The organism is Terrimonas pollutisoli, assembly GCF_029360765.1.
Taxonomy (GTDB): domain Bacteria; phylum Bacteroidota; class Bacteroidia; order Chitinophagales; family Chitinophagaceae; genus Terrimonas_B; species Terrimonas_B pollutisoli.
Window position 1 is genome coordinate 199,790 of sequence record NZ_JARKNA010000005.1, and the last position, 17,905, is coordinate 217,694.

A 17,905-nucleotide genomic window follows, 5' to 3' on the forward strand; every position below is an offset into this window, starting at 1 on the left:
AAAAATGAAGAATACCGTTTTGACTAACGCAAGTTTTTCGTAACTTATACATTCAACAAACACATGTGCAAAACCCGGGCGGATTTCATATAAATGTGAATCGTTCTTTTTATTTGTCCGTACGATTTTTACCCCTTCTAATTGCTGTATCGGGATGGAATGTTTTGGATGCACAAGTTTGCCCACCCAATATCGATTTTGAAACAGGCACATTTGCCAACTGGACATGTTATGCCGGATCTGTTTCGGGGGTCTCTGGTCAAAATCGTATTAATATCTACCCGTCAAATGGACCTGCCTTTAACCAACACACCATGTATTCCAGGCAACAAAATGGAAATGATAGAGATCCTTATGGTAATTTTCCTGTAGTCTGTCCCAATGGAAGTGGCTATTCTATCAGGTTGGGAAATGATGAAGCTGGCGGGCAAGCAGAAGGTATCTCATATGAATTTACTATTCCACCAAATCAAAATAATTATTCGCTCATATATCATTATGCCGTCGTGTTCCAGGATCCCAATCACCAGCAATTTCAGCAACCGCGGCTGGAATTGGAAATCACCAACGTCACAGACAACCAGCTCATCCTCTGCTCATCTTTTACTTTTATTCCTTATGGGTCTCTTCTTCCCGGCTTCTTTATCTCACCGATCCAGCGGGATACAACCAATATCTGGTGCAAAGATTGGTCCGCTGTTTCGATTAATTTAAATGGCAATGCGGGCAAAACGATCCGGCTTTTTTTTAAAACAGCTGATTGCACATTTATCCGCCATTTTGGATATGCCTATGTCGACGTTAACACCGAATGCAGCAGTGAGTTTGTAGGTGACGTATACTGTCCGCAGGATACGGCTATACAAATAACGGCGCCATGGGGGTATCAAAACTACACCTGGTTTAACAGCGGCTTTACTCAAAAACTTGGAACGGATCAAACGCTTCGCATCGAACCACCTCCACCGCTTGGCACAACCGTGGCTGTTGAAGTAGTCCCGTACAATGGATATGGCTGTTTAGATACACTCTACACAACTATGGTGGATACCTTAAAAGTAATTTCTCAAGCCGGGAAAGACACACTCTCGTGCAACCGCGAAGAAGTGCAGATCGGCTTAAACCCCAAGCCTGGCTTTTCGTATAGCTGGAGTCCGCCGGAAGGGCTATCTAATCCTTCAATTTCTAACCCGATGGCCACACCCTCTGCTACTACTAATTACGTTCTTACTACCAGGAGCCTGGGAGGAGGCTGTGCAAATAATGATACGGTCCTTGTCATAGCTTCTATTATTGATACGGCGATATCGGTATTGGGAAAGGAGGCCTTTTGTGTCACCAGCGGCGACAGCGCTGTACTTTCCATTCAACCAACACAGCGCATCCAATGGTATAAAGACAACACAGCTATTCCCGGAGCCACTCTTCCTACCTATAAGGTCATTAAATCTGGAGCATACAAAGCGCTGCTCATTAATGATGATGGTTGCAGCATTGAAACAGGCGAAAAGAATATCGCGATTGAAAACCCCATTCCCGGTATTACGTACCCGGTACAGTATGCGATTGTAGAATATCCACTGCAGTTAACCGCAAGAGATTTTGGTGTTAAAAGCGAATGGACTCCTGCTACTTACCTGGATAACTCATTTAGCTTTACTCCTGTTTTCAATGGCGCAGAAGATATTTTGTATACCGTAACCATTGAAACAAAAGGTGGCTGCGTAACCATCGATACCCAAATGGTAAAAATTGCAAAAGAGTTAAAAGTGTATGTGCCGACTGCTTTTACGCCCAATAATGACGGCCTGAATGATTATTTAAAACCCATCCCCATGGGCTTCAAAGAGCTGAAGTATTTCAGAATATACAATCGCTGGGGACAATTTATTTTTGATATTCGTTCTAACCCCCGGGGATGGGATGGCACTGTTGGAGGTAAGCCACAAAGTTCCCAGGTGTTTGTATGGATAGCCGAAGGTGTCGGCGTAGATAATAAAGTGTACCGGGAGAAGGGAACGGCCGTCTTAGTGAGATAACTGAGTTGGCTTCTTCCTATTCGATCAATTTCCATAATGTTTCGCTGCTTCCAAACATAGACCTGAATGAATCGTAGTCATTATGGTATTGGTTTGGCAATAGATCTGCAGGAACAACTATTTTTTTTAAGCGATAATTACTGACTATTTTCACCGCATGCATTCGCATGTACAGACGCTATTGAAATGTATAGACCTGGAAGAAAAAGAGCAGGTCAGGAAATTTAGCTTAGATCAGCAACATACCCTTAAAGCCTTGAAAGCTGAAGGCCTTGCCCTGCACCCGATCATTGTCACCCGCAAGAGTTTTGGCTATGCTGATTATCCCGAGATCAGTTTCAAACTAGGTTTTCCACCGGAAGCTAATCTATTTAAAGATGGAGCCGCAATCGAATGCTTTATTGCCGGCGAAGAACCTGTAAAAGGTATACTGATGAGCCTTGATGGGAAAACCGGTGAGTTCAGGTTATTTGCCCCTGATTTTCCTGATTGGATCGAAGATGATGGTGTGGGCATCAAATTGGCGCCCGATACACGTACCACCAGCATCATGAAAAAAGTACTGAACGAACTGGAATCGGATAAAAGGCTGTTCAAACTTTTTGAACAACTGCACAGGGACGGGATAGTACTAACAAACGGAACGACCAACATACAATCATTTTCTTTAGCTTTTCGAAATAAGCAGTTGAATCAAAGCCAGCAGGATGCAGTGGCCGCTATTGTACAAAATGAAGAAATCACGATTGTGCACGGTCCGCCGGGAACAGGAAAGACAACAACGTTGGTGGAAGCAATTGGACAACTCGTTCACAATGGTGAAAAAGTGTTGGTGTCGGCACCCAGTAATACGGCCGTCGATAATATCGCCAAAGGATTAATTGAAAATGGTATAAATGTTTTGCGTGTTGGGAATATGAGTAAAGTAGACCAAACGATCTTTTCTCATACGCCTGAAGGCCGGCTGGCCAACAGTAAACAACAGAAAGAAATCAAACAATTAAAGATAAGAGCCGAAGAATTCCGCAAAATGGCATTGAAGTATAAACGGAGTTTTGGCAAAGCGGAACGGGAACAACGCAATCTTTTATTTAAAGAAGTAAAAAATATCCGTAACGAAATAAAAAAGCTGCAAGCCTATAACGAAGAAAAACTTTTTACAGAAGCCGACGTCATAGCAGGCACACCAATTGGTTTGTATGATGCAGGTATAGACCATTTACATTTTCAAACCCTGGTGATAGATGAGGCGGGGCAATGCATCGAACCATTGGCATGGTGCATTTTCCCATTAGCCAATAAAATTGTATTAGCCGGTGATCATTGGCAGTTGCCACCTACTGTATTAAGTGACGAGGCTGCGAAGCTTGGCTTTAACAGGTCTATTCTTGAAATAGCTATATCAGCCGTGAATGCAATTTTCCTGCTGAATACTCAATACAGAATGCGGCAGGCCATTGCCGGCTTTAGTAGTCATTATTTTTATAACGGCTTGTTGCAAACCGCTGCGCATTTAATCAATACAGGAACACATCTCACCTTTATTGATACAGCCGGTTCTGGTTATAACGAGAAGCATGGTCCCGATGGCACCAGCCTGCAAAACGAAGGCGAATTGAGTATTGCCAACCAATTAATTCAGATGGAAGCACTGGACAATTTATCAACAGCTTTTATTTCTCCTTATTCAGGACAGGTTATTGCCGCCAGGGAACTGCTGCCAAAAACGATCCGCATCAGCACCATTGATAGTTTCCAGGGACAGGAAAAACAAAACATAATTCTGTCACTGGTGCGTAGTAATGATGAGGGTGATATCGGCTTTCTGAAAGATTATCGCCGGATGAACGTAGCGATAACAAGGGCCAAGGAGCAGCTCTTTGTAATTGGTGACAGCGCAACAATTGGCGCCGACGCTTTTTATAATGCGTTTTTGACCTATGTAGAGCAGCATGGAACTTATCGAACTGTATGGGAATTTGACATGCAATGATTATTCGGAAAACTAATAAAGTATGTCGCATCAAGACATACTTTATACAAACGAAGTCAAAGGCTCAGGTTAATTCGCTTCAGTATATTTTTTAAAATTATCGAGAATCGCCTGCCAGCCGCCTTTTTGCATTTCAATGGAATGAGTGCCTTCCGCTTCAAAACTTTCTACTACTTTGGTCGTATTGCCGGCAGGTGTAAAGCTAATTGTCACTTTCCGGCCATCGCCAAGCGTGTATTCGATATACTCATTGATCCGCAAAACGTCGTAAACACCTGCAAACTCAAAGCCCATGCTACCATCCTTTGCTTCCATACGGGCACTAAAACTTCCACCTTCCCGAAGATCGGTTTTTGCCCATGGTGTGTGCCAGTCATCCGAAGCGTTGTTCCATTGTGTAATATGCTCAGGCTTTGTCCAGTACTCCCATACTTTTTGTACCGGTGCATTCACGGTATTTTCTACTGTGATGATGGTTTTTTCTTGTGTTTCCATTGCTGTATTTTTTTTATTATTTCGTTTTACGTTACAAATATCTGGCAACCGTATGTTCTATCGGCTGTGTGAAAGCGACAATAAAAAGGTTGTTTGCGACAACATGGCAACCATACTATTCCTTTCGTCAAGAAAACCGGTCCCTTAGTGGAACTTAGCGTAGAAGATCAAGAAAACAATCCGAAGTTTAGACCTAAATTCAATAGTATGCGATTCATTCTTGCGTTTGTTTTGATCCTGTTTTCGTCCTGCGTAAACAGCAAAGAAAAATCGTACACAGGAAGCACTCCTGTTGGTGCTGTTGTCCGATCTTTCTTCGGCATCCCTCCAGCAGACTCGATTGATTTTATGCGGTGGAAATTATTAATTGATAAAAACAATTATACCCTGATTTGTAACTATGGAGTGGGCAAGCCCAATACCAATGGGTTTATAAGCGGTGGCAAGTCGGTACAGTTTACAGGCGAATGCAGGCACGATAATAATTTTTATATCCTTTTAAAAAATGGAAAGGAACTAAAACTGTTGGAATTGAATGAGAACTTACTTCATCTCGCAGATTTCAACAATAATCTTTTAATCGGAAACTCAGGCTGGAGTTATGTGCTAAACAGCTTATCACCGGTCGAAACCAGCAAACTCAATATAACAGCCCAAACAGCCAGCTTACCGGACTCAATGCTGTACACCGGAAGAACGCCATGTGCCGTGCCTGGTATCATTCCCAATGGAACTTCATGTTATAAACTGAAATGGAAACTTGTGTTCTATGCTGATGCAGCCAACCATAAACCGACGACCTATAAGGTATGGGGAACACCCTGGCGAAAAGTAGATGGCAAAACAGGCCGCTGGAAAATTCGTTCGACAAAAGATGGACAATTCATATACGAGTTAAAGGATGAAAACAGCAAAATATTTCTAAAGCTTTTAAAAGCGGATGAAAACATCCTTCTTTTTACCGATGAAAATGGACACCCATTAACCGGCGATGAGGACTTCAGTTATATTTTGAACAGAGAAAAATAACCTATTGAGATTGGATTCGGCCAAGGTCCGCTATCGCAGAATATAAGTTATGCCATTTACATTTTGCCGGTACAATCCTGACTTCAGCGAACCTCCGAGTCCCTGGCGATCAAGCGACGTATACCATTGCAAAATGAGAGTACCGATGCTTTTTATTTTTCCTCTCAACATTTTATCATCAAATGACGAGAAGTAAGTAATAGGCGTGTTCCCAATCGATTTTAACTTTCCCCTGATGGCCTCATTTTCTACCGATGAATAATATTCTAAAATCTGCGTACCTATAAACCTAAGTTTACCTTTTAATGCAGCGTTGTCATAATTGGTATAATAATCAAGACTGATCCGGCCAATTGTTTTTAATTTTCCGGCTTTACCGGGTGTTTCCAATGGCCCGTAATAAGTGATCGTACAGGTGCCGATATTTTTTACCTTGCCTTTGAAAGCCGTATCAGATTCATTGCCGTAGTAGTCAACCCTCCCCATAAATGGCTGTAGTTTGGGCGCATAATAATTATTGTTCCGTTCTGATCTCAGTTCTGTCCCCCATTCCAATAATCTACCATCTTCAGAAACACGTATAAGCACATCCTGATCGGTAAGAAAACTAAAATAAGTTAAGGTGCTGGCGCCTGAAAAACTAGCCTGGCTTAATTGCTGGGAGACGGCAGCATCGCCTATCATTAATAATAGCAGTACAGAAAGAAAACTGCGCATAGTTATTTTTTTAATTTAAACATACTCATTTTCCGTGTCAATGTAAATAATGAGGTGCTTTAGAGCAATTTGTAGTAACCCCACTGTTTGTAAGTCTGATGCGATATTTTCCCAGCCGGTTGCATTGCCAATTATTTCTACGCAGTATCAAGCGTAACATTATCGTGGAAAATCACGTAGTAATACTCACAATTTAGATTTTCATATTAGTTATTTTTAAATATCCAATTCTTAAAAACCATATTTTATGAAACCCACCGTTATCCTCCATCCGCTAAAACGGATCCACTTCAGCTATAAATCTGAAGCCACCCTCAGCCAATTCGAAACCATATTCATTGAACGATATAAGGAACTGCACGATGAATTGGCCACCATTAAAAACCAGTTGCTGCAACTGAACCCCGTAATTGAAATAGTAGCTGCAGAATTCAAAAATGTAAAAAAGGCCTTTGATAAACTTCGTGAGAAGATCATACGAACTGAATGCATGATCGGCATAGGAGCAGAAAATGAAGTTACTCCAGGTCCTTTCAACATCCGGCCGGAGGAAATCAACAAAGTGCTGAATGAATTTCAAAACATACGCAGTAGCTATTGGGGCATTATGCTACCGATGCATAACCAGTTCAACGTGGTATACAAAAGATTCACAGACTTTGATGATAAAGTCGAGCTTTTTGAAAAAGAATTTACGGAGCCACTTTTCAGCAATTGTGAAATCATGGAAATTGATATCCGCTGTTTTGATGAAGATATGAATGAGTTTCGTGCAAAATGGATGGCAATTGCCAACCTGCAGGAAACGTGTCTGGATCAATACACGGATTGGGCAAAACATCAAACCGTGCTTGTAAATGACTCCGCCGTTTTGTATGACAGAATAAAAAAGCTATATCAGCACCTCAACAAAATGCAAGATCATGATATGAACGATAATGCTAAACGGCCCGGCTTGAATTGATCATTTAGTTATAACAAAAAAGGGGAAAGAAACTCATTTTACCAAACCGGAAAGACCCAAATCGAAAGATATAGATGGGGTATCTTATTGTTCTTGTATCTCAGTAGCAGGCATCCTGCGCCATCGCATTGATCCAACCAGAATAAAAACAGGTATATAACTTTAAAACGCTATTAATATGTTTGGTCTTCAATAATTGTATCTTTCTCCAACAGCATATCACTATAAGAAAACTGAAGCAGGTCCTCCGGCTTTACTTCAAATTCTTTCATATAGAAATCACATTGCTCCTGAAGTTGCTGCCTGGAAAGATCAGCATTGATATTGCTGGCTTCTATTTCTGCAAATGATCCGAGTCCCGGCACTTCGTCAATATGAAATTTTACATTGTCAATAAAATAGATTTCCCGGATTTTTTTAACAACCACTTTTACACCGATTGATTTTGTGAGTACCGCTTTTAGCCCGGCAACATCCCCGATTTTCACGAGGTCAAAATGAGATTGTTTGGGGCCTGATTGATTTTCCCGTTCGTAAAAGATCAGGTTATTCTCGATATTTCCCTCACGCAGTTTCAACCGGCCATTTCGGACCGAAAAATAAGTGTCTACCTGTTCGTCTATACCCCTGAAATCAGCTTTCTGTTGGTTTAAATAGCTTCGAATAGCTCCTGGGTTACTACATCTGGCTTTTATTTCTACGTTCAAAAAAGGCATAAAAAAAGGTTTGCTGATAAACAACAAACCTAATTAAGTTTTAACGAATAAATTATTCTGCTAGTGCGGCCGCCTTTCTTTTTCTCGCAGGGGTAACTTCAGTTGTATCCTCCCCCTTCACAAAACGCATAGCACTCCAAACATGATCAAGTTCAACTCTTTCAATACTTTCATAACCTTCGCAGGTGAGCCTGTTCCAGCTGCACTCACGATTAAGATCGGTAACGATTTTTGAAGTAGTTTTTGGATAGGCTACCCAAAACTTACTTTCTCCTTTTAATGACGGCATTACGTCTTTTAAAATACCATTTAATTGATTTTCATTCACAGCAAACACCAAGGCAAAATCAATCTTCCTGTTTTTCAGAAGCGGGGTCATGTTTTTGGCGAAGGATAATTTGCTGAATTGCTTTTCGATGGAGGAAGGCAAACCCTGAATCAATAAATTCTTTTCGTCTGCCAGTTGTAACTTTTCAAATACTGTTTGAGACATACTTTTCAAGTTATTTTAAAGAGTTTCAGACAATTACACTACGCATAGTGCCCATTGTCAGAGTTTTCATTAACGGGAGTGCAAAGATAGGTGAAAATGGCCGGTTTAACCAGCCTGAATCAAATAAAAATCCCGTCCAGACTGAATTTGGACGGGATTACTTGATGCAAATCTATTTTATCGGTTAACCGGTTTATAATATTTAAGCGCTTCCGGCATGTACCTTTCCAGCTGTTCTCTCCTGGTTCCTTCAGAGGGGTGGGAACTTAAAAACTCAGGTGGTTTTTGGCCATTTGAGGCCTTTTCCATTCTTTCCCAAAGAGCAATGGCTTCACGGGGATTATAGCCCGCCATAGCCGCCCAAATTAATCCATAGCGGTCAGCCTCGAGTTCATGCTTACGGGAAAAGGGTAGCAATACTCCAACCTGTGATCCCAGACCAAAAGCCTGCAGAAAAAGATTTTGAGTGGCGGCTGGTTTATTAGCGAGAGCAACCTGCAAACCCATGCCGACCGCTTCGGCTCCCATTGCCTGGCTCATTCTTTCATTGCCATGGTTAAAAATAGCATGTGAAACCTCGTGACCCATAACCGCTGCCAAAGCAGCTTCATTTTGGGTAATTGGCAGCAGACCTGTATAGACGACAATTTTACCGCCTGGCATACACCATGCATTTACATCTTTACTTTCTACCAACTTATATTCCCATTTATAACCCTCTAACTCACCCGACAATCCTTTAGAAGCATAGAATTGTTCCACCGCTCTAGAAATTCTCTGGCCAACTCTAGTTACCATTTCAGCATCCCGGTTAGATGAAGCACTAACTACTTTGTTGGTATTCAAAAATTGCTGGTACTGCTCTGTAGCCATTGCCTGCAACTGTGATTCAGGCAAAAGTTTTAATTGGCTACGTCCTGTTATCGTATTCTTTGAACAGGCAATAACAACAGTACTGATTAATAAAAAATAGCTTATTCTTTTTAGCATTTTAAACTGTTTATAGTACAAAATTCAATCATTGTACCAAAATACAACGCAACTACTTCGTTAAGATGTTAAGATTTTTTTTTAAGGACTTACTTATTGATTACGAAAAGCAGCATTTTCCCTGCGGCGCTGCCGGCGACGATCACGATGTTTTAACACCGGTACTTTGCTCTCACTGCCTCTGAGGAGACGGCCAATGTTCTTTTGATGGGTGAGAATTACCATCAGGGCAACTGCAATCGCAAATACCCTGTAGACGGGATTATCGACATTAAAAATCACCAATATGAAAATCGGAAATGCTATACTGGCCATTATAGAACTTAAAGAAACAAAGCGTGTAAGAAACAGGACCAAAAGAAAAACTCCTGAACAGGATAATGCAGTCCATGGAGAAATGCCCAACACCAGGCCAAATAATGTAGCCACACCCTTACCCCCGCGGAACTCAGCCCAAATAGGGAAAATATGCCCCAGAACTGCTGCAAGACCAAGGCAGATCTGAAGATTTAAAGAAAGCGTTTCGCTATCTGCGTATTGAGGAAGTAATAAAACAAGATTAACAGCTACTGTGCCCTTGAGCATGTCAACGATCATGACCACCGTACCCCATTTGGGTCCCAAAACACGAAAGGTATTAGTAGCGCCGGCATTGCCGCTACCATATTCACGAATATCAATTCCAAAAAAAGATCGGCTAACCCAAACTGATGTAGGAATGCTACCAATTAAATAAGCGAGAACGATGACTAATAGTTCGTTCATAGAATCTTTGGTGTTGATGTTGAATAACGAAAATACAACAAAATCACCAAGAAGGTAACGTTAATTTAACAGAAAAATCTGCAGAAATTACGGTGAAAGATTAAGAAGCAACCAATTATCTCTTTCAGCTCTTTGGCGAAACTTAAGGCCAAAATTGCGGGCTTGTATCAAAATATCCTGCTCATCATCAGTCAATAATCCGCTGAGAAGAATAGTTCCACCGGGATTAATTTGCCTGGCAATAGTCTCAAGGTTGTCGAGTATTACGTTCTTATTGATATTGGCCAATATAATATCAAACTTGTCCTGCAAACTTGCGCTATCCCTCAACTGCAAGTCAACTCTTGAGCAGGTATTTCGTTTGATATTTTCGGCTGCGTTCTCTATGCTCCATTTGTCGTTGTCGATCGCTACGATTTTATTTGCACCCAATTTCCCGGCAAGAATTGCCAGCACACCGGTACCTGTGCCAAAGTCCAAAACGTTTTTGTCTGCGAAATCCAGTTGTTCCATCTGTTGCATCATCAAATAGGTGGTTGCATGATGGCCTGTCCCAAAACTCATCTTCGGTGTGATGACCACTTCAAACTTTACCTCTTCAATTGGTTCATGAAAATCGGCTCGTACAGCGACAAAGTCGCCAACAACCACGGGTGAAAAACTAGATTCCCAAAGTTGGTTCCAGTTGGTTTCTTCAATAATTGTTTTTGAAAAATTTAATCCTCCTGACGCTGCAATTGTTTTAAGCAAATTTTCATCATAGTCATCAGAGCTGATAAAAGCTTTCAGCACATGTTCACCTTCTTCAAATCCATCGAACCCGATTTGACTCAATTGGGCAATAAGGATATCAGATTGTTCCTGCGATATATGTTGAAATTCGATTTGGATATACTGCCCCATTTATGAAAAATTAAAAACCCTGAACTAGTCAGGGTTTTATTTTTTATTTTGTTATTCACCTTTTGGCGATTCTTCCCTCGGCTTCATCTCAGGCTTTGGGATCAAAGCCTTCCTTGATAATTTGAATTTACCTGATTTTGGATCTGTTCCGATCAGCTTAACTTTGAAAGTATCACCCTCTTTTACGATTCCTTCCAATGTTTCCAATCGTTTCCAGCTTATCTCAGAGATATGAACCAATCCTTGTTTACCAGGCAGGAATTCAACAAACGCACCGAATGGCATAATTGATTTTACCGTTGCATCATAAACATCACCGACGGTTGGTATGGCTACAATGCCTTTGATGATTGATACGGCTTTTTCAACACCTAGTTTATTCACACCAAACACACTCACTTCTCCCCTGTTATTCTTTTCTTCAATATTGATAGTAGTACCTGTCTCTCTTTGCATTTCCTGGATCACTTTACCGCCTGGTCCGATAACAGCCCCGATAAATTCACGGTCAATAAACATTTTCACCATACGTGGTGCATGTTCTTTCACCTCAGCGTTAGCCGCAGGAATGCAATTATACATCGCATCCAAAATATGTAAACGACCACGGCGTGCCTGGTCAAGGGCCTGCTTCATTACTTCCATGCTAAGGCCATCCACTTTGATATCCATTTGAACACCGCAAATACCATCACGGGTACCGGTTACTTTAAAATCCATATCACCAAGGTGATCTTCGTCGCCCAGTATATCTGTTAAAACAGAATATTTATCGCCTTTAGTGATCAAACCCATTGCCACACCGGAAACGTGTTTCGGAATAGGAACACCCGCATCCATCAACGCTAATGAGCCGGCGCAAACTGTCGCCATCGAAGACGAACCATTTGACTCAAGGATATCACTCACAACACGAACGGTGTATGCAAAATCGCCAGAAGGCATCATTTGCTTTAATGAACGCATGGCCAGATTTCCGTGACCAACTTCACGACGGCTCTGCCCCCTCATCATTTTCACTTCACCGGTAGAGAAAGGAGGGAAATTATAATGCAGGTAGAACTTTGAGTCAACCGATTTTGCGGCACTCTCCACCAACAAATCATCTAACGCCGTACCTAAAGTGACAGTGGTTAATGATTGTGTTTCGCCTCTCGTGAATAAAGAAGAACCGTGGGGTGATGGTAACACATTTACTTCCATATCGAGGGCACGAACATCTTCAAGTCCACGTCCATCGAGACGAACTTTTTCATCCAATATCATGTCACGAACAACATAGTATTGCAGGTCGTTATAATAATTATTTGCGAGTTTTTTTGTCAGATCAGGCATTTCCTCTCCTTCAGCCAAACCTGCTTTCAAATGCTCCATCAGTTCATCTTTGATGGCAGCGAATTTGTCGCTACGTTCGTGTTTGCTGAATTTAGCTTTTGCTACCTCATAAACTTTTTGCTTCGCAAAAGCATACACTTTTTCTTCAAGAGCTGGATCAGTTTCAGGTTTGGTATATTCTCTTTTTGCTGTAATTCCTTTTAGAGCTCTCAGTTCTTCCTGCGCCTTTACCTGTATGCGAATGGCGTCGTGGGCTGCTTGTAACACACTCACCAATTCAGCCTCACTACATTCTTTGGCTTCACCTTCCACCATCATCAGGTTTTTATCAGTAGCCGCCACTATAAAATCAAGATCTGATTTCTCCATCTCTTCACGGCTGGGGTTGATCTTCAACTGCCCGTTTACTCTTCCCACTCTTACTTCTGAAATGATTTCTTTAATGGGAATATCTGAAACCGCTAAAGCAGCAGATGCTGCCAGGCAAGCAAGAGCGTCAGGCAAGATTTGATCATCACTTGATATCAGTGATACCAATACCTGTACTTCGCAGAAATAATCTTCGGGGAATAAAGGTCTTAATGCACGGTCAATTAACCGGCTTACCAGCACTTCATAGTCGTTTAGGCGAGCTTCTCTTTTAAAGAACGAACCGGGAATGCGGCCTGCAGCAGCAAATTTTTCCTGGTAGTCTACAGATAAAGGGAAAAAGCTTTGCCCCTCTTTTGGCTCCTGAGTTGCTACCACGGTAGCTAATAACATACAGTTGCCCATAGAAACTGTGACGGCGCCATCAGCCTGGCGGGCCAGCCTGCCTGTTTCAATAGTAACCTGGCGGCCATCGCCTATATCAAATGTTTTACGAATAGGTTGTTGTAACATAGTTTGTGAAGTTTGAAGTTTGACATAGAATTAGTCAAACGATTTCAGGATAAAGTTTGCAATTTGTTGAAGCTACAAGGCGGTAAAACACCTGTGTACCAAAAACAGTTATTCCCAACATCCTTGAAGAGGTTGGGAATAATCATTTATAATAATTCTGTTCTTTATATTTTGGATAAAGAAACTTCAGAATAAAAGACCATCCTAACTCCCCTTCAATGGGGATCGGCCGTCTTATTTTCTTATTCCAAGTTTCTCAATCAATTGACGATAACCAGTCAGGTTGTGTTTTTGCAGGTAGTTCAACAAGCTCTTGCGTTTTCCAACCATTACCATCAAACCGCGGTGAGTAGAGAAATCTTTTTTGTTTTGCTGAAGATGGGCACTGATCTGGCTGATGCGCTCGGTCAATTGAGCGATCTGTCCTTCGATAGAACCAGTGTTTGTAGCAGAACCACCAAATTCTTTGAAAATGTTGGCTGTTTTTTCTTTTGTTAAAGGCATCTTTGTCTTTTTTAAATTTTCATCCGATTAGTAACCTAAATATTTTGTGGCGGCAAAGGTAAGGCAACTAAATTTAATGGCAAAAGAAAGGATGGCAAAAATTGACCTGGAACCCGTAAATTAAAGCCTTTTTACCTTCTCCTGCTTATTTTTGCCGGATGGAGCTTTCGCAAGACACTAAAAACATCCTTGGTCTTCAGCTTCCTACCGACCCGCGGTGGGTGAACTTGGCCGAAAAATCCCTGGAAGAGATATTAACCGACCATGCCTATTGTGAGCAAAAGGCCGCATTAACCTGTATTTCTCTAATTCAACGCTACAGCGAAAAGGAAAAGCTCGTTGTAGAACTATCTCCGATTGTGACCGAAGAATGGGGGCATTTTCGTTTGGTGCTGGCTGAATTACATAAACGTAAGCTCAAACTGGGGCGTCAACGCAAGGACCTTTATGTAAACGAGCTATTGAAATTTGAAGCCAAGGGTGGCAGCGAAGAGTCACGATTTCTTGACAAGTTGCTGATGATGGCCCTGATTGAAGCCCGGAGCTGTGAGCGGTTTAAACGCCTTAGCGAGGGACTGGATGATGAATATCTGAAAAACTTCTATCGTCGCTTCATGGAAAGTGAAGCAGGACATTATACCCTTTTTATAGACCTTGCCGAAACCTATATTGACAAAGAAAAAGTTCGTCGTCGCTGGACGGAGTGGCTGGACTATGAAACGGCAATAATGAGCAGCCTGGAAGTAAGGGGCGACAGGATACATTAAAATTATATACTTTTCACTCCATCACCGATCACTGATGCAAATACTTCCGGTTCATATCCTATCTTCTCTTTATAATAGCTAACCAGTTTTTTTGAAAAATCATTGAAGCTGTCTTTTTTTACCAGGGCAATAGCGCAACCACCAAACCCTGCCCCAGTCATCCTTGCACCAATACAGCCATCGTGAGTTTTGCAAAATTCAACTATAGTATCTAGCTCCTTTCCGGATACCTCGTACAACTCTTGCAAAGACTGATGGGATGCATACATCAACTCCCCAAACCGATCCAGCTGATTTAATTGCAACGCATTTTTGGCCTCTTTCACTCTTTCGTTTTCAGTGATAACATGCAACGCCCTTTTTTCGAGAACGGCGTCGTTTATCAAATGTTTATGCGTATGAAAAGTGCTGGAATCAATATCGCATAAGTGAGTAACCGTAAGTTCCTTTTTCAAAAGCTTTAAAGCGGCACCGCATTCCCTGAATCGTTCGTTGTATTTCGAATCGGCTAATGTCCGGGGCTTATTGCTATTAATAATAGCTAACACATAATCGCCAATTTCAAAAGGAAGGTATTCGTATTCCAGTGAATCACAGTTTAGCAAGATCGCCTTATTTTTCCTTCCCATTGCAACGGCAAACTGATCCATAATACCGGAATTAAGACCAATAAACTCATTCTCTACTTTCTTACCAAGCTTTGCAATTTCGATATTGGAAATATCGAGCTGAAAGAGCTCATTTGCCGCAAACATCGTCAGCACTTCGATAGAAGCCGATGAAGAAAGCCCGGCGCCGATAGGCAGGTTGCCGTAAAACAACATATCCAATCCGGAAATGGTATGTCCTTCCTGCAACAATTGGTTAAGAGAGCCCAGCGGATAATTAAACCATTCTTTTCCTGTTTTTGCATAGGAAGTCTGCAGGTGCAACTCTGCCGTTTCAGGAAAATTAAGACATTGCAATCTCAGCTTTTTGTCAGTATTCTTTGCAATAGCCAGGAAAGTTCCTCTTGAAATAGCACAGGGCATCACTTTCCCACCGTTATAGTCGATATGTTCGCCAATTAAATTAACACGTCCGGGGCAAAAGAAAAAATCAGTAGCATCTTTATGGAAACGATTGCGGAAGTTTTCCTGCAATTCACTTTTTGTCATCTGTCTTGCGTTATTTTTAAGCCATGAAAAAGCCGAATAAGAAATATTGTTTCACAAATTCGCGGGGTGAAGATATTTATTTGTTTACATTAAGCAATGCTAAAGGAACGGAAGTTTCTATTGCCAACTATGGAGCCATCATCACCTCTTTCAAAGTCAAACAAACGGATGGGACCATTAATGATATTGTATTGGGGTTTGACAAGGTCGAAGATTATTTATCAAAAGAATATCTGGATGGCTATCCCTATTTTGGCGCTGCCATCGGCCGGTATGCCAACCGGATCAAGGGTGGTGAATTCAGCATTGACGGGAAAACCTATTCGGTGGCAAAAAATAAAATCACCGATCATCTGCATGGCGGGCATGAAGGTTTCGACAAGAAAGTATGGACACCTCTTTCCCATACGGACAACAAGCTTGCATTAAAATACCGGAGTGCCGATGGCGAAGAAGGATACCCGGGCAATCTTGACGTGACAATTGAATTTGAACTTACAAATAATGATGAGCTGATCTATGAGTATACTGCAAAAACAGATCAACCAACCGCTGTTAACCTGACTCACCATAGCTACTTCAATCTTGACAATGGAGAGGGTACGATCGGTAAACATATGGTAAAGATCAATGCTGGGTCAATACTGGAGCAGGATGACAACTTTGTTGTGACCGGTAAAAGCATAGCTGTAGCTAACACGCAATATGACTTTCGCAATTTTAAGCAAATAGACAAGGACTGGATTGCTGCTGATGGATATGATCAAACTTTTGTATTAGATAATGAAGATGCGGATAAGCTAACACTTGCTGCAACTGCTTACTCCAATCAATCCGGGCTGAAACTTGAAGTGTACACTAACGAACCTGTGGTTCATTTTTATACCGGTAAATGGATACCGCAATTAAACGGTATCACCACTAAAAGTTACGGGCCTTTTAGTGGATTTTGTTTTGAAACACAAAAGCAGCCGAACGCAATCAATATTCCCGCATTTCCAGGTACGATACTGCGACCGGGAGAAACATATCATACCAGCACGATGTACAAAGTAACTGAGTCCTGATACTAAGAGCTAAAATATTCCAGCTCTTCTTTCAAATCAAGAAAAGGATATTTTGACTGCAACTCCCTTGTTTTATCAGCCTGTGACTTCAAAAATTGCTTATGTGCATTAGTCGCCGGTTGAACAGGTCTGTGCTTCCTGGCAATGCTGATCTTTTTCAACTCTTCCATTATTTGCCTTGCCTCATCATCAAGACAGGATGCACTAAATTTTTGTAAGACAAAATCTGTCGCCAAATAATTAGGATGAGCAAAATCAATATCGTAAAAGCGGTAATCACGCAATACATCGATCACCAGTTCATAAGCCGGAAAATAATGCAGTTTGTCAAATTTATTAACCATGTGATGGACAGCTTCGATCAACCTCGCCTTACTGCGATTATTCTCTACCACGCCATCCCGCAAGTGCCTGACCGGGCTGATAGTGAAAATGATCTGCAGTTTTGAATTAAATTGAAGTAACTGGTGCATACAGAGGTCGAGGGACTCAATGATCTCCGGAATGGTCAGCAAATATTTATTGAACCATTGCGCCGGCGCCCGGTGACAATTGGCAACCCCCTCCCGATCCCGACATATTGTCGGGACCACCATCGCTCCAACCCCGCTTTTCGAAACCTCGTTTGTTTTTTGCGCCTGGTCTGTGAGCAAATAGTAAAATGCAGAACCCAATGTTATAATCACCCAATCTGCTTGCTTTAAAAATTCATGGGCTCTTTGTTGCGAATCATTAATTATGCGCAATCCTTCGTTTTTATCTATATGAGAAAACCGACTATGATGTTGCCAACTATTCCATACTTCATTTAGTTGAAACAGATCAGCCCCGGTATATTTTTTATTGTGGATGTAAGAAATAAGGCTGTTGCAAACACTTACCGGGTCAAATAAAATACCATTGGGGTTTTGCAACAATGAAAATTTTGCATCGCCTAATGCATTACCGATATGCTCCGTAAAACAGGATCCTATTAACAGTAATTTATCCTGGTAATTGATCGGCCTTGATAGCTTTTTAGGTTCAAAATTCAACATGAAATCCATCGTGATTGATAAGTTTAAATGTCCTGTACCTTGTATCTTGTTC

At 41.5% G+C, this 17,905-nt stretch carries 17 protein-coding genes; 6 read left to right on the top strand and 11 right to left on the bottom strand.

What is annotated here, in order from left to right:
• The first annotated feature begins 95 nt into the window (after positions 1–95).
• Together P2W73_RS11460 and P2W73_RS11465 are read left to right on the top strand one after the other, a co-directional pair.
• Entirely contained in the window at positions 96–2,039 is a 1,944-nt protein-coding gene (locus P2W73_RS11460; protein ID WP_276502179.1) for a T9SS type B sorting domain-containing protein, read from the top strand.
• Between the two features lie 157 nt (positions 2,040–2,196).
• Positions 2,197–4,032: an AAA domain-containing protein gene (locus P2W73_RS11465; protein WP_276502180.1), complete on the top strand. Its 1,836-nt coding sequence runs from the start codon at positions 2,197–2,199 to the stop codon at positions 4,030–4,032.
• Positions 4,033–4,101: 69 nt separating this feature from the next.
• Here the strand turns inward: P2W73_RS11465 and P2W73_RS11470 are convergent, their stop codons facing one another.
• Positions 4,102–4,527 (bottom strand): SRPBCC family protein, encoded by a 426-nt coding sequence (locus P2W73_RS11470; protein WP_276502181.1) that lies wholly within the window; start codon positions 4,525–4,527, stop codon positions 4,102–4,104.
• A gap of 207 nt (positions 4,528–4,734) precedes the next feature.
• On the opposite strand from P2W73_RS11470, the gene P2W73_RS11475 reads away from it, so the two are divergent.
• Positions 4,735–5,556, top strand: coding sequence for a hypothetical protein (locus tag P2W73_RS11475; protein WP_276502182.1), 822 nt, complete (start codon positions 4,735–4,737; stop codon positions 5,554–5,556).
• Positions 5,557–5,586: 30 nt separating this feature from the next.
• On the opposite strand, the gene P2W73_RS11480 is transcribed toward P2W73_RS11475, so the two are convergent.
• Positions 5,587–6,273 (bottom strand): hypothetical protein, encoded by a 687-nt coding sequence (locus tag P2W73_RS11480; protein ID WP_276502183.1) that lies wholly within the window; start codon positions 6,271–6,273, stop codon positions 5,587–5,589.
• Positions 6,274–6,520: 247 nt separating this feature from the next.
• Here P2W73_RS11480 and P2W73_RS11485 point away from each other — a divergent pair, with 247 nt between their 5' ends.
• Positions 6,521–7,237 carry a hypothetical protein gene (locus tag P2W73_RS11485; protein WP_276502184.1) on the top strand — a complete coding sequence of 239 codons (717 nt, stop codon included), beginning with the start codon at positions 6,521–6,523 and terminating at the stop codon, positions 7,235–7,237.
• Positions 7,238–7,410: 173 nt separating this feature from the next.
• Here the strand turns inward: P2W73_RS11485 and P2W73_RS11490 are convergent, their stop codons facing one another.
• The 7 genes from P2W73_RS11490 to rpsO form a co-directional block, all read right to left on the bottom strand.
• Complete coding sequence (locus P2W73_RS11490) at positions 7,411–7,953, bottom strand: class IV adenylate cyclase (protein ID WP_276502185.1); 543 nt, start codon at positions 7,951–7,953, stop codon at positions 7,411–7,413.
• Between the two features lie 52 nt (positions 7,954–8,005).
• Positions 8,006–8,446 carry a hypothetical protein gene (locus tag P2W73_RS11495; protein ID WP_276502186.1) on the bottom strand — a complete coding sequence of 147 codons (441 nt, stop codon included), beginning with the start codon at positions 8,444–8,446 and terminating at the stop codon, positions 8,006–8,008.
• Positions 8,447–8,623: 177 nt separating this feature from the next.
• The gene (locus P2W73_RS11500; protein ID WP_276502187.1) at positions 8,624–9,436 is read right to left on the bottom strand and encodes a M48 family metallopeptidase; all 813 of its coding nucleotides are present in this window, start codon (positions 9,434–9,436) and stop codon (positions 8,624–8,626) included.
• Positions 9,437–9,529: 93 nt separating this feature from the next.
• A complete protein-coding gene (plsY, locus tag P2W73_RS11505) occupies positions 9,530–10,201 on the bottom strand; it encodes a glycerol-3-phosphate 1-O-acyltransferase PlsY (RefSeq protein ID WP_276502188.1) in 672 nt (223 codons plus the stop codon).
• Between the two features lie 87 nt (positions 10,202–10,288).
• On the bottom strand, positions 10,289–11,104 hold the full coding sequence (gene prmA / locus P2W73_RS11510; protein ID WP_276502189.1) for a 50S ribosomal protein L11 methyltransferase: 816 nt from the start codon (positions 11,102–11,104) through the stop codon (positions 10,289–10,291).
• Between the two features lie 51 nt (positions 11,105–11,155).
• The gene (gene pnp, locus P2W73_RS11515) at positions 11,156–13,321 is read right to left on the bottom strand and encodes a polyribonucleotide nucleotidyltransferase (RefSeq protein WP_276502190.1); all 2,166 of its coding nucleotides are present in this window, start codon (positions 13,319–13,321) and stop codon (positions 11,156–11,158) included.
• A 234-nt stretch (positions 13,322–13,555) separates the two neighbouring features.
• Entirely contained in the window at positions 13,556–13,825 is a 270-nt protein-coding gene (gene rpsO / locus P2W73_RS11520; RefSeq protein ID WP_276502191.1) for a 30S ribosomal protein S15, read from the bottom strand.
• Positions 13,826–13,983: 158 nt separating this feature from the next.
• Here rpsO and P2W73_RS11525 point away from each other — a divergent pair, with 158 nt between their 5' ends.
• On the top strand, positions 13,984–14,592 hold the full coding sequence (locus P2W73_RS11525) for a MiaE family protein (protein ID WP_276502192.1): 609 nt from the start codon (positions 13,984–13,986) through the stop codon (positions 14,590–14,592).
• 2 nt (positions 14,593–14,594) lie between these two features.
• Here the strand turns inward: P2W73_RS11525 and P2W73_RS11530 are convergent, their stop codons facing one another.
• Positions 14,595–15,749, bottom strand: coding sequence for a galactokinase (locus P2W73_RS11530; protein ID WP_276502193.1), 1,155 nt, complete (start codon positions 15,747–15,749; stop codon positions 14,595–14,597).
• A 23-nt stretch (positions 15,750–15,772) separates the two neighbouring features.
• Here P2W73_RS11530 and P2W73_RS11535 point away from each other — a divergent pair, with 23 nt between their 5' ends.
• Positions 15,773–16,816, top strand: coding sequence for an aldose epimerase family protein (locus tag P2W73_RS11535; protein ID WP_276502194.1), 1,044 nt, complete (start codon positions 15,773–15,775; stop codon positions 16,814–16,816).
• A gap of 2 nt (positions 16,817–16,818) precedes the next feature.
• Here the strand turns inward: P2W73_RS11535 and P2W73_RS11540 are convergent, their stop codons facing one another.
• The gene (locus P2W73_RS11540) at positions 16,819–17,862 is read right to left on the bottom strand and encodes a GSCFA domain-containing protein (RefSeq protein ID WP_276502195.1); all 1,044 of its coding nucleotides are present in this window, start codon (positions 17,860–17,862) and stop codon (positions 16,819–16,821) included.
• Between the last annotated feature and the right edge of the window lie 43 nt (positions 17,863–17,905).

Bases quoted from the DNA above. Each gene is read 5' to 3' on its own strand.
- P2W73_RS11465 (WP_276502180.1), top strand. From the start codon at position 2,197: ATGCATTCGCATGTACAGACGCTATTGAAATGTATAGACCTGGAAGAA.
- P2W73_RS11470 (WP_276502181.1), bottom strand. From the start codon at position 4,527: ATGGAAACACAAGAAAAAACCATCATCACAGTAGAAAATACCGTGAAT.
- P2W73_RS11475 (WP_276502182.1), top strand. From the start codon at position 4,735: ATGCGATTCATTCTTGCGTTTGTTTTGATCCTGTTTTCGTCCTGCGTA.
- P2W73_RS11480 (WP_276502183.1), bottom strand. From the start codon at position 6,273: ATGCGCAGTTTTCTTTCTGTACTGCTATTATTAATGATAGGCGATGCT.
- P2W73_RS11485 (WP_276502184.1), top strand. From the start codon at position 6,521: ATGAAACCCACCGTTATCCTCCATCCGCTAAAACGGATCCACTTCAGC.
- P2W73_RS11490 (WP_276502185.1), bottom strand. From the start codon at position 7,953: ATGCCTTTTTTGAACGTAGAAATAAAAGCCAGATGTAGTAACCCAGGA.
- P2W73_RS11495 (WP_276502186.1), bottom strand. From the start codon at position 8,446: ATGTCTCAAACAGTATTTGAAAAGTTACAACTGGCAGACGAAAAGAAT.
- P2W73_RS11500 (WP_276502187.1), bottom strand. From the start codon at position 9,436: ATGCTAAAAAGAATAAGCTATTTTTTATTAATCAGTACTGTTGTTATT.
- plsY (WP_276502188.1), bottom strand. From the start codon at position 10,201: ATGAACGAACTATTAGTCATCGTTCTCGCTTATTTAATTGGTAGCATT.
- prmA (WP_276502189.1), bottom strand. From the start codon at position 11,104: ATGGGGCAGTATATCCAAATCGAATTTCAACATATATCGCAGGAACAA.
- pnp (WP_276502190.1), bottom strand. From the start codon at position 13,321: ATGTTACAACAACCTATTCGTAAAACATTTGATATAGGCGATGGCCGC.
- rpsO (WP_276502191.1), bottom strand. From the start codon at position 13,825: ATGCCTTTAACAAAAGAAAAAACAGCCAACATTTTCAAAGAATTTGGT.
- P2W73_RS11525 (WP_276502192.1), top strand. From the start codon at position 13,984: ATGGAGCTTTCGCAAGACACTAAAAACATCCTTGGTCTTCAGCTTCCT.
- P2W73_RS11530 (WP_276502193.1), bottom strand. From the start codon at position 15,749: ATGACAAAAAGTGAATTGCAGGAAAACTTCCGCAATCGTTTCCATAAA.
- P2W73_RS11535 (WP_276502194.1), top strand. From the start codon at position 15,773: ATGAAAAAGCCGAATAAGAAATATTGTTTCACAAATTCGCGGGGTGAA.
- P2W73_RS11540 (WP_276502195.1), bottom strand. From the start codon at position 17,862: ATGGATTTCATGTTGAATTTTGAACCTAAAAAGCTATCAAGGCCGATC.